Source organism: Pseudomonas promysalinigenes (assembly GCF_014269025.2).
GTDB lineage: Bacteria > Pseudomonadota > Gammaproteobacteria > Pseudomonadales > Pseudomonadaceae > Aquipseudomonas > Aquipseudomonas promysalinigenes.
Genome location: NZ_CP077094.1, coordinates 916,597 through 930,657, shown reverse-complemented (window position 1 = coordinate 930,657; position 14,061 = coordinate 916,597). Strand labels below are relative to the sequence as shown.

Annotated in this window: 11 protein-coding genes; 1 reads left to right on the top strand and 10 read right to left on the bottom strand. The window is 61.8% G+C overall.

Going from position 1 to position 14,061, the window contains the following annotated elements; genetic code table 11:
* Nucleotides 1-19: 19 nt before the first annotated feature.
* A complete protein-coding gene (gene secA / locus HU725_RS04365) occupies nucleotides 20-2,755 on the bottom strand; it encodes a preprotein translocase subunit SecA (RefSeq protein WP_186477490.1) in 2,736 nt (911 codons plus the stop codon).
* A gap of 274 nt (nucleotides 2,756-3,029) precedes the next feature.
* Between secA and HU725_RS04360 the strand changes: the two genes are divergently transcribed.
* Complete coding sequence (locus HU725_RS04360; RefSeq protein WP_186477489.1) at nucleotides 3,030-3,485, top strand: DUF721 domain-containing protein; 456 nt, start codon at nucleotides 3,030-3,032, stop codon at nucleotides 3,483-3,485.
* 122 nt (nucleotides 3,486-3,607) lie between these two features.
* Here the strand turns inward: HU725_RS04360 and lpxC are convergent, their stop codons facing one another.
* The 9 genes from lpxC to murD all read right to left on the bottom strand — a co-directional run bounded on the left by lpxC (nucleotide 3,608) and on the right by murD (nucleotide 14,058).
* Nucleotides 3,608-4,519: a UDP-3-O-acyl-N-acetylglucosamine deacetylase gene (gene lpxC / locus HU725_RS04355; RefSeq protein ID WP_027917990.1), complete on the bottom strand. Its 912-nt coding sequence runs from the start codon at nucleotides 4,517-4,519 to the stop codon at nucleotides 3,608-3,610.
* 114 nt (nucleotides 4,520-4,633) lie between these two features.
* Nucleotides 4,634-5,830: a cell division protein FtsZ gene (ftsZ, locus tag HU725_RS04350; RefSeq protein ID WP_060479602.1), complete on the bottom strand. Its 1,197-nt coding sequence runs from the start codon at nucleotides 5,828-5,830 to the stop codon at nucleotides 4,634-4,636.
* Nucleotides 5,831-5,885: 55 nt separating this feature from the next.
* Nucleotides 5,886-7,148 (bottom strand): cell division protein FtsA, encoded by a 1,263-nt coding sequence (ftsA, locus tag HU725_RS04345; RefSeq protein WP_186477488.1) that lies wholly within the window; start codon nucleotides 7,146-7,148, stop codon nucleotides 5,886-5,888.
* A 14-nt stretch (nucleotides 7,149-7,162) separates the two neighbouring features.
* Nucleotides 7,163-8,032, bottom strand: coding sequence for a cell division protein FtsQ/DivIB (locus HU725_RS04340; protein WP_060479600.1), 870 nt, complete (start codon nucleotides 8,030-8,032; stop codon nucleotides 7,163-7,165).
* A gap of 5 nt (nucleotides 8,033-8,037) precedes the next feature.
* Nucleotides 8,038-8,994 carry a D-alanine--D-alanine ligase gene (locus HU725_RS04335; RefSeq protein WP_060479599.1) on the bottom strand — a complete coding sequence of 319 codons (957 nt, stop codon included), beginning with the start codon at nucleotides 8,992-8,994 and terminating at the stop codon, nucleotides 8,038-8,040.
* Nucleotides 8,991-10,439 (bottom strand): UDP-N-acetylmuramate--L-alanine ligase, encoded by a 1,449-nt coding sequence (gene murC / locus HU725_RS04330; RefSeq protein WP_060479598.1) that lies wholly within the window; start codon nucleotides 10,437-10,439, stop codon nucleotides 8,991-8,993. Before murC ends, HU725_RS04335 begins: the two co-directional genes overlap by 4 nt.
* Complete coding sequence (murG, locus tag HU725_RS04325; protein ID WP_186477487.1) at nucleotides 10,432-11,511, bottom strand: undecaprenyldiphospho-muramoylpentapeptide beta-N-acetylglucosaminyltransferase; 1,080 nt, start codon at nucleotides 11,509-11,511, stop codon at nucleotides 10,432-10,434. Before murG ends, murC begins: the two co-directional genes overlap by 8 nt.
* Entirely contained in the window at nucleotides 11,501-12,715 is a 1,215-nt protein-coding gene (ftsW, locus tag HU725_RS04320; RefSeq protein ID WP_060479596.1) for a putative lipid II flippase FtsW, read from the bottom strand. The genes murG and ftsW overlap by 11 nt, the downstream gene beginning before the upstream one ends.
* Nucleotides 12,712-14,058, bottom strand: a complete 1,347-nt coding sequence (gene murD, locus HU725_RS04315; protein ID WP_186477486.1) for a UDP-N-acetylmuramoyl-L-alanine--D-glutamate ligase — start codon at nucleotides 14,056-14,058, stop codon at nucleotides 12,712-12,714. The genes ftsW and murD overlap by 4 nt, the downstream gene beginning before the upstream one ends.
* Nucleotides 14,059-14,061: the final 3 nt, after the last annotated feature.

Here is a 14,061-nt window from a genome sequence, read left to right as displayed (position 1 = left end):
ATACAGCAATCAGGTCAGGTCACTCGATCTGACCATGGCAATGCTTGAACTTCTTGCCCGAACCACACCAGCACGGCTCGTTGCGGCCCAGCTTGAGGTCATTACGCACCGGGGCAGCAGCGACCGCAACCTCGGCGCCCTCCTCGGCCAACTGATCATTTTCAAGGCCTGGTGCCTCGGCGTGCTGGAACTGCATGCGGCTGGCCAGTTCTTCGGCTTCGCGACGCAGGCGTGCCTCTTCTTCGACAGGGTCTTCGCGGCGCACCTGAACATGTGACAGCACACGGATGGTGTCGCGCTTGATCGACTCGAGCAGTTCCTGGAACAGGGTAAACGACTCGCGCTTGTACTCTTGCTTCGGGTTCTTCTGGGCATAGCCACGCAGGTGAATACCGTGACGCAGGTGGTCCATGGTCGACAGGTGGTCTTTCCACAGATCGTCGAGCACACGCAACAGGATCTGCTTCTCGAAGGTACGCAGGGCATCGAGGCCGGCCTGGTCTTCCTTCTCGGTGTACGCCGTGGTGATTTCGTGCAGCAGCTTATCGCGCAGGGTTTCTTCGTAGAGACGATCGTCCTCGTCCAACCACTGCTGAATCGGCAGTTTGATGGCGAAGTCGCTGGCCAGCGACGCTTCCAGGCCGGCTACATCCCACTGCTCAGGCAGCGACTGCGGCGGGATATGCTGGCTGATGGTGGCGTCCAGGACTTCCTTGCGGAACTCGACGATGGTGTCGCCGATGTTTTCCGCCGCCAAAAGGCTGTTGCGCATGTGGTAGATCACCTTGCGCTGTTCGTTGGCCACGTCATCGTATTCGAGCAGCTGTTTGCGAATGTCGAAGTTGCGGCCCTCGACCTTGCGCTGGGCTTTTTCGATGGCGTTGGTGACCATGCGGTGCTCGATGGCCTCGCCGGACTGCATACCCAACGCCTTCATGAAGTTCTTCACCCGGTCAGAGGCGAAGATGCGCATCAGGCTGTCTTCCAGCGACAGGTAGAAGCGGCTGGAACCCGGGTCGCCCTGACGGCCAGAACGGCCCCGCAGCTGGTTGTCGATACGGCGCGACTCATGGCGCTCGGAGGCGATCACATGCAGGCCACCGGCTTGAATGACCTGCTGGTGACGCTTCTGCCAGTCGGCCTTGATCTGAGCAATCTGCTCGGGGGTCGGGTTATCCAGGGCAGCCACTTCGGCTTCCCAGTTACCGCCCAGCAGAATGTCGGTACCACGGCCAGCCATGTTGGTAGCGATGGTCAGCGCACCCGGAGCACCGGCTTGAGCGATGATCTCGGCTTCCTTCTCGTGGTACTTGGCGTTCAGTACCTTGTGGTCGATCCCTTCCTTCTTCAGCAGGTTCGACATGTGCTCGGACGTTTCGATGGTGGCAGTACCCACCAGGATCGGACGGCCCTGGGTCATGCTCTCTTTGATGTCAGCGATGATCGCGGCGTACTTCTCGTCGGCGGTCAGGTACACCAGGTCGTTGAAGTCCTTACGCGCGAGCGGCTTGTTCGGCGGAATGACCATCACGTTGAGCGAGTAGATCTGGGCGAACTCGAAAGCCTCGGTGTCTGCGGTACCGGTCATACCGGACAGCTTGCTGTACAGGCGGAAGTAGTTCTGGAAGGTGGTCGAAGCCAAGGTCTGGCTTTCGGCCTGAATATTCAGGTTTTCCTTCGCTTCGATGGCTTGGTGCAGGCCCTCGGACAAACGACGGCCCGGCATGGTGCGACCCGTGTGTTCATCGATCAGCAGCACCTGGCCGTCTTGAACGATGTACTCGACGTTGCGGTGGAACAGCTTGTGCGCACGCAGGCCGGCGTAGACATGGGTCAGCAGGCCCAGGTTGTGGGCCGAGTAGAGGCTTTCGCCCTCGGCCAGCAGGCCGGCCTGGGTCAGCATCTCTTCGATGTACTGGTGACCGGCTTCGTTGAGTTCGACCTGGCGGCTCTTCTCATCGATGGTGTAATGGCCTTCCTGGGTGACCTGGCCTTCGACTTCTTCGATGTGCTGGGTCAGGCGCGGGATCAGGCGGTTGATCTCGATATACAGCTTGGAGCTGTCTTCGGCCTGGCCGGAGATGATCAGCGGGGTGCGCGCTTCGTCGATGAGGATCGAATCGACTTCGTCGATGACCGCGAAGTTGAGGTCACGCTGGAACTTCTCTTCCTGGCTGAACGCCATGTTGTCGCGCAGGTAGTCGAAGCCGAATTCGTTGTTGGTGCCGTAGGTGATGTCGGCAGCGTAGGCTGCGCGCTTTTCTTCAGGCGGCTGGAAGGCTGAAACGATGCCCACGGACAGGCCGAGGAATTCGTACAGGGGGCGCATCCAGTTGGCGTCTCGGCGAGCCAGGTAGTCGTTCACAGTGACCACGTGCACGCCCTTGCCAGACAAGGCGTTGAGGTAAACGGCCAAGGTACCGACCAAGGTCTTGCCTTCACCGGTACGCATTTCTGCGATCATGCCCTCGTGCAGGGTCATGCCGCCGATTAGCTGCACGTCGAAGTGGCGCATGCCCATTACACGCTTACCAGCCTCACGGGCGACAGCGAAGGCTTCAGGCAGCAATTGGTCCAGCGTCTCGCCTTTGGCCAGGCGCTCCTTGAACTCTGCGGTCTTGGCGCGCAGCTGCTCGTCGGAGAGGGCCACCATTTTCTCTTCGAAGGCATTGACGATCGTTACCGTCTTGAGCATGCGTTTGACTTCACGCTCGTTCTTGCTTCCAAAAAGTTTTTTTAACAAAGGCGCAAACATATCGGCAGGATCTTCCACACGTAGGGATGGAGGGCGGCCCCATGAGTCGCCCGTGCAGCCCTGAGGCCGCATGCGAACGAGCATTCTACCCGGAAACGATGGTGAGGAAAGTGGTCGATTGCCACGATGCTGGCACAGCGCTTAGGCGGGGGCTTTTCTAAGATAGGGGCATTTTCCCTGAGTTCAACCCGCAGGTTGATGAAACGTGTCATTAAGGCCAGCACCGACCACGGGGATGTTAGACTGGCGATCTTGTAACTTGATGCAAACCACCATGGCTTTCAAACCCACACCCGCCCAGCCGCCTGCCGCACTGCTACGTCAGAACCGCCCGTTACGCCTGTTGCTGAACCAGGCTGAGCGTCTGGAGCACCTACAGCGCTTGCTGGAAAGCCAGTTGCAGCCGGCTGCAAGGGAGCATTGCCATGTGGCCTCATGGCGTGATGGCACGCTGCTGCTAGTGGTGACCGATGGCCATTGGGCGACTCGTCTGCGCTACCAGCAGAAGCGCTTGCAGCGCCAGTTACAAACCTTGGAAGCGTTCGGCAACTTGCAACGCATCCTGTACAAGGTTCAGCCACCGTTGGTGCCTGCCAAGCGCGGCGGCAACACGACCGAGCTGTCGAACAGCGCCGCCCAGAGCATCCGCGATTCCGCTGAAGGCATCGCCGACCCCAAGTTGCGCGCTGCTCTGCAACGGCTGGCGGCACATGCGAAGGGTAAGGGCTAGGGGCGCTTGCCTTGGGTATTATGCTGGCGCTCGATATCCGCACACGCGCACAACCCCAGACAAACACCATAAAAAAGGCCACCCGAAGGTGGCCTTGATGACACTAGAGAGAGTGTTCGAACTTACACTGCCGCAACAGGGCGCATGTAGGAGATCGGTGCCGTACTGGCATCTTCGAATGTAACCACTTCCCAGGCATCGGTTTCTTCGATGAGCTTACGCAGCAGCTGGTTGTTCAGCGCGTGGCCGGACTTGTAGCCCTTGAACTCGCCGATCAGGCTGTTGCCCAGCAGGTAAAGGTCGCCAATGGCGTCGAGGATCTTGTGCTTGACGAATTCGTCATCCGAACGAAGGCCGTCTTCGTTGAGCACACCGGTCTCGTCGACCACGATGGCGTTCTCGACACTGCCACCGAGCGCAAGGTTGTGCTTGCGCAGGTACTCGATGTCACGCATGAAGCCGAAAGTACGGGCGCGGCTGACTTCCTTCACGAACGACGTGCTGGAAAAGTCGACGACCGCACTCTGGGTCTGGCCCTTGAGGACCGGGTGATCGAAGTCGATCTCGAAGCTCACCTTGAACCCGTCAAATGGCAGGAAGGTGGCGCTCTTGTCGCCCTCCACCACTGTCACTTCACGCAGGATACGGATGAACTTCTTGGCTGCGTCCTGTTCTTCCAGGCCGGCAGACTGAATCAGGAATACGAAGGGACCGGCGCTGCCATCCATGATCGGTACTTCCGAGGCGGAGAGCTCGACGTAGGCGTTATCGATGCCCAGGCCCGCCATGGCGGAGAGCAGGTGCTCGACCGTATCGACCTTGACGTCACCGTTGACCAGCGTGGTGGACATGGTGGTCTCACCGACGTTGGCCGCACGCGCCGGGATCTCGACAACTGGGTCGAGGTCGGCGCGACGGAAGACGATGCCGGTGTCGACAGGCGCAGGCTTGAGGGTCAGGTAGACCTTCTCCCCGGAGTGCAGGCCGACGCCCGTGGCACGGATGGTATTCTTCAGGGTGCGTTGTCTAATCATGGCATTGGCCGCTTCAGCGCAAATAATGCGAACAGGTATCAACAAAGGCTGGGGATGATAACAGACCCTGCCTTTGCTGAACACCAATCACCCTTATACCCCTGATAAATTCCATCAATCGGCCTGACGACGCAGGAAGGCTGGGATATCGAGGTAGTCCAGGTCATCCTGAGGGTTGAGTTTAGCCGCCGCCGCAGCGCCTGCGTGGGCCTGGTTACGCATCACGGTCGGGCGCTCCAGGTCACGGTAGTTCACCGCTGGTTGCTCTGGACGCACTGGCGCCGGGTTGGACGCTTCGTACGCTTGCTGAGCGGTTTGCAGGGTGTTGTCGACCACTTTCACCGGTTTCTCGATGCGTGCGCCGAGGCCGGTCGCGACGACGGTGACATGCAGCTCATCGCGCATATCAGGGTCGATCACGGTGCCGACTTTGACCATGGCATGGTCGGAGGCGAAGGCTTCGATGATGCTACCGACGTCGGAGTACTCACCCAGCGAAAGGTCAGGGCCTGCGGTGATGTTCACCAGAATGCCGCGGGCACCCTGCAGGTTGACGTCTTCGAGCAGCGGGTTGCGAATGGCCGCTTCGGTGGCTTCGCGAGCACGGTTCGGGCCGCTGGCGCAACCAGTACCCATCATCGCCATGCCCATTTCACCCATGACGGTGCGTACGTCGGCAAAGTCGACGTTGATCATGCCTGGGCGCTTGATGATGTCGGAGATACCGCGAACGGCCCCGGCCAGTACATCGTCGGCCTTGGCGAAGGCGGACAGCAGGCTGGCGTCCTTGCCCAGGATGGTCAGCAGCTTCTCGTTAGGGATGGTGATGAGCGAGTCGACGCTCTCAGCCAGCATGCGGATGCCTTCATCGGCGATCTGCATACGTTTGCGACCTTCGAACGGGAACGGACGGGTCACCACTGCAACGGTGAGAATGCCCATTTCCTTGGCCACTTCAGCGATGATCGGCGCCGCACCGGTACCGGTACCGCCACCCATGCCGGTGGTGATGAACACCATGTTGGTGCCCTGCAGCACCTCGGCAATGCGCTCACGGTCCTCGAGTGCAGCCTGACGGCCGACCTCAGGATTGGCACCGGCACCCAGACCTTTGGTCACGCCGGTACCCAGTTGCAGAATGGTGCGTGCGCCGATGTTTTTCAGCGCCTGAGCATCGGTGTTGGCGCAGATGAACTCGACGCCTTCGATGCTGCTCTTGACCATGTGGTTAACGGCGTTACCACCACCACCACCTACGCCGATCACCTTGATGACCGGACTTTGCGGGACGTTGTCTACGAGCTCGAACATTTTCCCTCTCCTTACAGTTCTCTAGTTGTCGCGCCTACCACTACTGCTTTGAAACTTAGAAGTTGCCCTGGACCCACCGCTTGAAGCGCTCAAGCACTGGGGCCTTCGGTTCATCGCCATAGCTGTTGCTGCTGCTGTTGCTGTTACCGGTCAGGACCAGGTCCTCGGACTGCTTGAGCAGGCCATAGGTGAGCAAGCCCACGCCGGTGGAATAGATCGGGTTGCGCACCACGTCGCTCAGCCCCCGAACGCTGTGCGGTACGCCCAGGCGCACCGGCATATGGAAAATTTCCTCGGCCAGTTCCACGGCCCCTTCCATCTTCGCGGTGCCACCGGTGAGGACGATGCCGGCCGGCACCAGGTCCTCGTAACCGCTGCGGCGCAGCTCGGCCTGGATCAGCGTGAAGAGTTCGTCGTAACGTGGCTCCACCACCTCGGCCAAGGCCTGGCGCGAAAGCTCGCGTGGCGGACGATCGCCAACGCTAGGCACTTTGATGGTTTCGCCTGCACCGGCCAGTTTGGCCAGGGCACAGGCGTAGCGGATCTTGATTTCCTCTGCGTACTGGGTAGGGGTACGCAGGGCCATGGCGATATCGTTGGTGACCTGGTCGCCAGCGATTGGAATGACTGCCGTATGGCGGATAGCACCCTCGGTGAAGATCGCGATATCGGTGGTGCCGCCGCCGATGTCCACCAAGCACACGCCCAACTCTTTCTCGTCATCGGTCAGCACCGAGTAGGCCGAAGCCAGCTGCTCGAGAATGATGTCGTCGATTTCAAGGCCGCAACGGCGCACGCACTTTTCGATGTTCTGCGCGGCGTTGACTGCGCAGGTGACCACATGAACCTTGGCCTCCAGGCGAACACCAGACATACCCAGTGGTTCGCGGACCCCTTCCTGGTTGTCGATCACGTAGTCCTGCGGCAGGGTGTGCAGCACGCGCTGGTCGGCAGGAATCGCCACGGCCTGGGCGGCGTCGAGCACGCGCTCGAGGTCGGCCACGCTGACCTCGCGGTCGCGGATGGCGACGATGCCGTGGGAGTTCAGGCTACGGATATGGTTGCCCGCCACGCCAACGAAGGCCGAGTGGATACGGCAGCCAGCCATCAGCTGAGCCTCTTCCACTGCGCGCTGGATCGACTGCACGGTCGACTCGATGTTCACCACCACGCCTTTCTTCAGGCCGCGGGACGGGTGGGTGCCGATGCCCACGATTTCCAGGGTCCCGTCTTCGCCCACTTCACCCACCAGCGCCACCACTTTGGATGTGCCGATGTCCAGCCCGACGATCATTTTGCCGCTATGCGCGTTTGCCATGGTCCTGCCTCTCTCTAATTCTTCGCAACGGCGGGTTGGGCCGTCGTCGGTGCGTTCGGTTCCCGCCAGCCAACGGCAAGCCCGTTGGCGTAACGCAGATCAATGCGGGCGATATTGGTGATCTGCTCTTTGAGTGTCTTGTCGTAAATGGCAATGAAACGGCGCATCTTCTCCACCAGATGATCGCGCCCCAGCAGCAGCTCGATGCCTGGCCCGGCGCTGCTTGCACCGGTGGTCAGGAACCAGCTGCCACGCTCGCGCAATTCCAGGCGTGCGATGGAAAAGCCCAAGGGGCGCAGCATCTGGCTCAATACCTGATACTGCTGCATGACTTGTTGTTGAGCGCGCTGCGGCCCGGCCAGCTGCGGCAAGTGCTCGTAATTGGCCAGTTCACGCGGAGTGAAGGCTTGGCCCTGGTTGTTCAGCAGCGCTTCGTCACCCCAGCGCGCCACTGGCAGTTGTTCTTCAAGGCGGATCACCACTTCGTCCGGCCACACCCGACGCACTTCGGCATGGGCGATCCAGGGCATCTGCTCGAGCTCGGCGCGCATCGCCGGGAGGTCGACACTGAAGAAGCTCGCCGCCACGTAAGGTGCAATGCGTTGCTGCACCGACTGCTGGCTGATGTAGGTCAGGTCACCCTGCACATCGATCTTGGTGATCGGCCGATCGGCATAGGGCATCAGGCGAATGGCACCCTCGTAGGCGCCGAACCCAGCCGCCACCAGCACGATCGGCCATAACAAACGCTTCAGACCACCCAGGCTCGGCCGTGGCAGGCGCGCCGATACGGGCTCGTCGGCCACCAGTCGGCTGGCACCACGTGGCACCGGCTTGCTGCGGCCGGTAACGGGTTGCTGCTGACGTATCATTGCGCCTTGCATGGTGCTTAACCTCGCGTCGCCACGCTTTCAGCCAGGATTGCCAGCACCAGTTGCTGGAAATCCAGGCCGGCCGCGCGGGCCGCCATGGGCACCAGGCTATGATCAGTCATGCCTGGTGCGGTGTTGACTTCGAGCAGCCAGAAGCGGCCTTGCTCGTCCTGCATCACGTCCAGCCGGCCCCAGCCTTCGATGCCGATGGCATCGCAGGCGCGCGCGGTCAGGTCGATCAGTTCCTGCTCTTTGGCACTGTCCAGGCCGCACGGGATGCGGTACTGGGTGTCATTGGCGATGTACTTGGCGTCGTAGTCGTAGAACACGTGCGGCGTACCCAGTGCGATCGGCGGCAGCACCTGGCCACGCAGAACAGCGATGGTGAACTCCGGGCCGTGAATCCATTGCTCGACCAGGACCTGTGAATCGTAGCGGGCAGCGTCCTTCCAGGCGGCGACCAGCTCTTGCTCGCTGTTCACCTTGGCCATGCCGATGCTCGAACCTTCATGGGCGGGTTTGACGATCAACGGGAAGCCCAGTTCCGTGCCAGCAGCAATACAATCATTTTCGCTGCCAAGTACTGCATGGCGAGGGGTAGGAATACCCAGGCTCTGCCATACCTGCTTGGTACGAAGTTTGTCCATTGCCAGTGCCGAAGCGAGGATGCCGCTGCCGGTATAGGGGATGCCCAGACACTCGAGCAGCCCCTGCATGCTGCCGTCTTCACCGCCACGGCCGTGAAGGATGATGAAGGCGCGGTCGATCTTCTCGTTCTGCAGGCGCGCCAGCAGATCGTCGCCCACATCGATGCCAACCACGTCGACACCGGCAGTGCTCAAGGCGTCGATAACAGCGGCGCCGGACTTCAGCGACACTTCACGCTCGGCGCTTTTGCCACCGTACAGCACGGCCACGCGCCCGAACGCTTTCACGTCCAGGGTGCTGTGCAGTTGTTGGTAAGCGCTGGTCATTTCGACTTCTCCTGCTTGGCGCCAGCAAACAGCGGGCTTTTCATCAGTTGCGGGGCCAGGCCACCGACATCACCGGCACCCTGGCAAAGCAGGATGTCACCGGCGCGCAGCAGCGGTTTGACCAGCGGCGCCAGTTCCGCGCCACGTTCGATGTAGATTGGGTCCAGCTTGCCGCGCTGGCGGATGCTGTGGCACAGCTGGCGGCTGTCGGCACCGGGGATCGGCTCCTCGCCGGCCGGGTAGACCTCCATCAGCAAAAGCACATTGGCGTCACCCAGCACCTGGACGAAATCGTCGTACAGGTCGCGCGTACGGCTGTAACGGTGCGGCTGGTAGACGATCACCAAGCGACGGCTTGGCCAGCCTCCGCGTACGGCTTTGATCACTGCAGCGACTTCGGTCGGGTGGTGGCCATAGTCGTCGACCAGCATCACGCTGCCGCCTTCTACAGGCAGCTCGCCGTATACCTGGAAGCGTCGCCCTACGCCCTGGAAGCCAGACAGGCCCTGAACGATGGCTTCATCGTTGATCCCTTCGTCAGTGGCGATGGCGATGGTGGCCAAGGCATTGAGCACGTTGTGATTACCGGGCATGTTCACCGACACCTCCAGCGGCTCGCGGTCGCGACGCAGCACGGTGAAGTGGGTTTGCATGCCCTGCTGGCGCACGTTGATGGCGCGGATGTCAGCCTCGTCGCTGAAGCCGTAGGTCACGGTCGGGCGCTTGACCTGCGGCAGGATCTCGCGAACCACCGGGTCATCCAGGCACATCACGGCCAAGCCATAGAACGGCAGGTTGTGCAGGAACTCGACGAAGGTCTTCTTCAACTTGTTGAAGTCGCCTTCATAGGTCGCCATGTGGTCGGCATCGATGTTGGTGACTACCGCAACCATCGGCTGCAGATGCAGGAAACTGGCATCGCTTTCGTCAGCTTCGGCGATCAGATAACGGCTGGTGCCAAGCTGGGCGTTGGTGCCGGCAGCGGTCAAGCGGCCACCGATGACGAAGGTTGGGTCCAGCCCGCCGGCGGCAAACACCGAGGCCAGCAGGCTGGTAGTGGTGGTCTTGCCATGGGTACCGGCCACGGCCACGCCGTGGCGGTAGCGCATCAGTTCGGCCAGCATCTCGGCACGCGGCACCACCGGGATGCGTCGTTCAAGGGCTGTGGCGACTTCCGGGTTGGCCGGGTTGATCGCACTCGACACCACCAGCACATCGGCGGTGGCGGCGTTTTCGGCACGGTGGCCTACAAATATCTGGGCGCCGAACGACTCCAGACGCTCGGTCACCGGCGACGCCTTGAGGTCAGAGCCGGACACCTGATAGCCCAGGTTCAACAGCACTTCAGCGATGCCGCACATGCCCACCCCACCGATACCGACGAAGTGGATGCGATTGATACGGCCCATTTTCGGCTGGGGCATGGCCTTCTGGCTTTCAACCATGGGCCACCTCCAGGCAGACGTCGACTACGGTGCTGGTTGCAGCAGGTTTGGCCAGGCGCCGTGCGGTGCCAGCCATGGTGTTGAGTTTCTCGGGTTGCATCAGCACCTCGTTCAGGCGTTCAGCGAGTTGCGCTGCGCCAGTTGTCGCTTGTGGCATGAGGAAGGCAGCGCCCTCCCGAGCCAGATATTGAGCATTGTGGGTCTGGTGATCGTCGATGGCGTGGGGCAATGGCACCAGCATCGAAGGCAGGCCCGCGGCTGCCAGTTCGCTCACGGTCAGGGCACCGGCCCGGCAGACCACGATATCGGCCCAGCCGTAGGCATGGGCCATGTCTTTGATGAACGGTTCGACCTGAGCCTGAACACCCGCTTCGCGGTAGCGCTCGGCTGTGGCGGGCGCATGGTGCTTGCCGGCCTGGTGGAATACTTCCGGGCGCAGGCTCGCGGGAACTTCGGACAGGGCCTTGGGCAACAGTTTGTTCAAAGGTTCGGCCCCCAGGCTGCCACCCATGACCAGCAGGCGTGCACGGCGCTCGGCCAGCGGCGCGCGCTGGGCATCCATGAAGAGCTCTGGGCGCACCGGATTGCCGGTGGTGCGCAGTTTCTCGCTGGCGCCGAAGGTCGCTGGGAAGGCTTCGCACACCCGTGCAGCCAGCGGCAGCAGCAGGCGGTTGGTGGTGCCGGCACGGGCGTTCTGCTCGTGGATCACCAGCGGCACCCCGCACAGCCGCGCGGCCACACCGCCCGGCCCGGTCACATAACCGCCGAAGCCGACCACGCAGACAGGCTTGAGCTGGCGCACGATGCGCATTGCCTGCAGCACGGCCTTGACCAGGGTGAACGGCGCTTTGAGCAGCGACAGCTTGCCTTTGCCACGCAGGCCACTTACCTGGATCAGATGTAAAGGCAGGCCTGCTTGCGGGACCAGTTCGTTCTCGATACCCCGTGGAGTGCCCAGCCAGTGCACGATGTAACCACGCGCCTGGAACTCGCGGGCGCAGGCCAGGGCCGGGAACACGTGGCCCCCAGTACCGCCAGCCATGATCAGCACGTGCCTGCCGTCAGCGGCCATGACTGGTCTCCTCGGCAAAATCGCTTTCTTTGAACTCGTGCTCCTCGCTGCCCAGGTGCGTGCGGCTCTCCCATTCGATGCGCAACAGCAAGCCCACGCAGGCACAGCAGATCACCAGCGAGGAGCCCCCATAACTGAGGAATGGTAAGGTCAGGCCCTTGGTCGGCAGCAGGCCGACGTTCACGCCAATGTTGATCAGGAACTGACCGATCCACAGAAACGCCAGGCCGAACGCCATGTACGCGGCGAAGAACTGCTTGGCCTTCTCGGCCCAGAGGCCAATGTACAGCGCACGCACCGTCACGAAGACGAACAGCGCGATGGTGACCAGCGAGCCGACCACTCCCAGCTCTTCAGCCAGCACCGAGAACACGAAGTCGGTGTGCGCTTCAGGCAGGTAGAACTGCTTCTGCACGCTATTACCCAGGCCAACGCCCAACCACTCGCCGCGGCCGAAGGCGATCAGCGCCTGGGTCAGCTGGTAGCCGGACCCGAACTGGTCGGACCAAGGGTCGGTGAAGGTAATCAAGCGTGCCATCCGGTAGGGCTGCGCCTGAACCAGCACGAACACCGCGAGCACCGCCAGTACCACCATCAGGCTGAAGCGAAATAGCCCCACTCCCCCTAGGAACAACATGGCAGCGGCGGCCCCCATCATGACTACGGTCGCACCGAAGTCTGGCTCCATCAGCAGCAGCGCGGCCATTGGCAACAGCACGATGAAAGGTTTGAAGAAGCCCATCCAGGTTTCGCGCACTTCGGTCTGCCGGCGCACCAGGTACCCGGCCAGGTAGATAACCACGAAGACCTTGGCGATTTCCGATGGCTGTACGTTGAAGAAGCTGAAACCGATCCAGCGCATCGAGCCGTTGACCTCACGGCCAATCCCAGGCACCAGCACCAGCACCAGCAAGCCGAAGGCACCCAGCAGCATCGTGAAGCCCATGCGCTGCCAGGTGGCGATCGGCACCATCATGGTCGCGCCGCAGGCTACAAGCCCGAGGAACACGTAAACCAAGTGACGGAACATATGGTAGAGCGGGTTCCCCGACTGCACGGCGGCCACCTCGGACGACGCCGAGGTGATCATTACCAAGCCCAGGCCAAGCAGCGCCAGGCAACCGGCCAGCAGCGGGAAGTCCAGGTCGATGCCACGGCCGCTGATCAGCGGCGACGGGTAAGGTTTGAGGATGCCGAAAATCATGCCAGCTCCCCCGCCGCCTGGGCGAACAGGCGCCCACGCTCTTCGAAATTCTTGAACATGTCGAGGCTGGCGCACGCAGGCGACAGCAGCACGGCATCACCTGCCTGTGCCAGTTGGGCGCATTGCTCAACGGCCTCGCCCAGGGTCTGAACACGCACCAGCGGTATGCCTTCACCCAGTGCCTGGGCCAGGCGCTCGGCATCGCGGCCCAGCAGCACCACGGCACGGCAGTAACGCTCGACAGGCTCGCGCAGGGCGGCAAAGTCTGCCCCCTTGCCGTCGCCACCTGCAATCAGCACCAGCTTGCCATCGATATCCGCGCCCAGGCCCTCGATCGCCGCCAATGCAGCACCGACGTTGGTAGCTTTGGAGTCGTCGTACCAGTTCACGCCATTGCGCTCACGGACCCACTGGCAGCGATGGGCCAGCCCCTTGAACTCACGCAGCGCCTCAAGCATCGGTGCGAACGGCAGGCCAGCAGCATGCCCCAGCGCCAAAGCCGCCAGAGCGTTGCTGTGGTTGTGAGCGCCGCGGATCTTCAATTCGCGTACAGGCAGCAGCGCTTGGAATTCATAGGCCAGGTACTTCTCGCCGTCGACTTCACGCAGGCCGAACGCTTTGAAGTCGGGTTGATTAAGGCCGAAGGTGAAGCAGGGACGGCCCTCTACCGGCAGCGGCCGGCTCAGAGCATCCTGGCGGTTTACCACGACCTGACGGGCGCCGCGGAAGATCCTGTGCTTGGCCAGGTGATAGGCAGGCAGCCCACTGTAGCGGTCCATGTGGTCTTCGCTGATGTTCAACACGGTGGCAACTTCGGCGTTGAGCTGGTCGGTGGTTTCCAGTTGGAAGCTCGACAGTTCCAGCACGTAAAGCTCCACGTCATCGCTGAGCAGATCCAATGCCGGGGTACCCAGGTTGCCGCCTACGGCCACCCGCTTTCCGGCTTTGGCGGCCATGTCGCCAACCAGGGTGGTCACGGTGCTTTTGGCATTGGAACCGCTGATCGCCACGATCGGCGCCTTGGCGTGGCGTGCGAATAGCTCGATGTCACCCGACAGCTGCACGCCACGTGCGGCAGCCTGCTGCAGGGCTGGGGTGGCCAAGGCCAGGCCAGGGCTCACGTACAGCTCATTGGCGCGGCACAGGAAGTCCACGTCCAGTTCACCACAACGTACTTCCACCTGCGGGTAATCACGGCGCAGGGTTTCCAGTTCCGGCGGTTGTTCGCGGGTGTCGGCGACCGCAAAGGCGATGCCCCGGCTCGCCAGGAAGCGAACCAGGGACATGCCGCTCTTGCCGAGGCCGACAACGATGCGGAATTGGTCGGAAGCGATCAATGACACGCT

What these genes read in the sequence shown, in the direction of transcription:
- secA (WP_186477490.1), bottom strand. Translation starts at nt 2,755, where the DNA reads ATGTTTGCGCCTTTGTTAAAAAAACTTTTTGGAAGCAAGAACGAGCGT.
- HU725_RS04360 (WP_186477489.1), top strand. Translation starts at nt 3,030, where the DNA reads ATGGCTTTCAAACCCACACCCGCCCAGCCGCCTGCCGCACTGCTACGT.
- lpxC (WP_027917990.1), bottom strand. Translation starts at nt 4,519, where the DNA reads ATGATTAGACAACGCACCCTGAAGAATACCATCCGTGCCACGGGCGTC.
- ftsZ (WP_060479602.1), bottom strand. Translation starts at nt 5,830, where the DNA reads ATGTTCGAGCTCGTAGACAACGTCCCGCAAAGTCCGGTCATCAAGGTG.
- ftsA (WP_186477488.1), bottom strand. Translation starts at nt 7,148, where the DNA reads ATGGCAAACGCGCATAGCGGCAAAATGATCGTCGGGCTGGACATCGGC.
- HU725_RS04340 (WP_060479600.1), bottom strand. Translation starts at nt 8,032, where the DNA reads ATGCAAGGCGCAATGATACGTCAGCAGCAACCCGTTACCGGCCGCAGC.
- HU725_RS04335 (WP_060479599.1), bottom strand. Translation starts at nt 8,994, where the DNA reads ATGACCAGCGCTTACCAACAACTGCACAGCACCCTGGACGTGAAAGCG.
- murC (WP_060479598.1), bottom strand. Translation starts at nt 10,439, where the DNA reads ATGGTTGAAAGCCAGAAGGCCATGCCCCAGCCGAAAATGGGCCGTATC.
- murG (WP_186477487.1), bottom strand. Translation starts at nt 11,511, where the DNA reads ATGGCCGCTGACGGCAGGCACGTGCTGATCATGGCTGGCGGTACTGGG.
- ftsW (WP_060479596.1), bottom strand. Translation starts at nt 12,715, where the DNA reads ATGATTTTCGGCATCCTCAAACCTTACCCGTCGCCGCTGATCAGCGGC.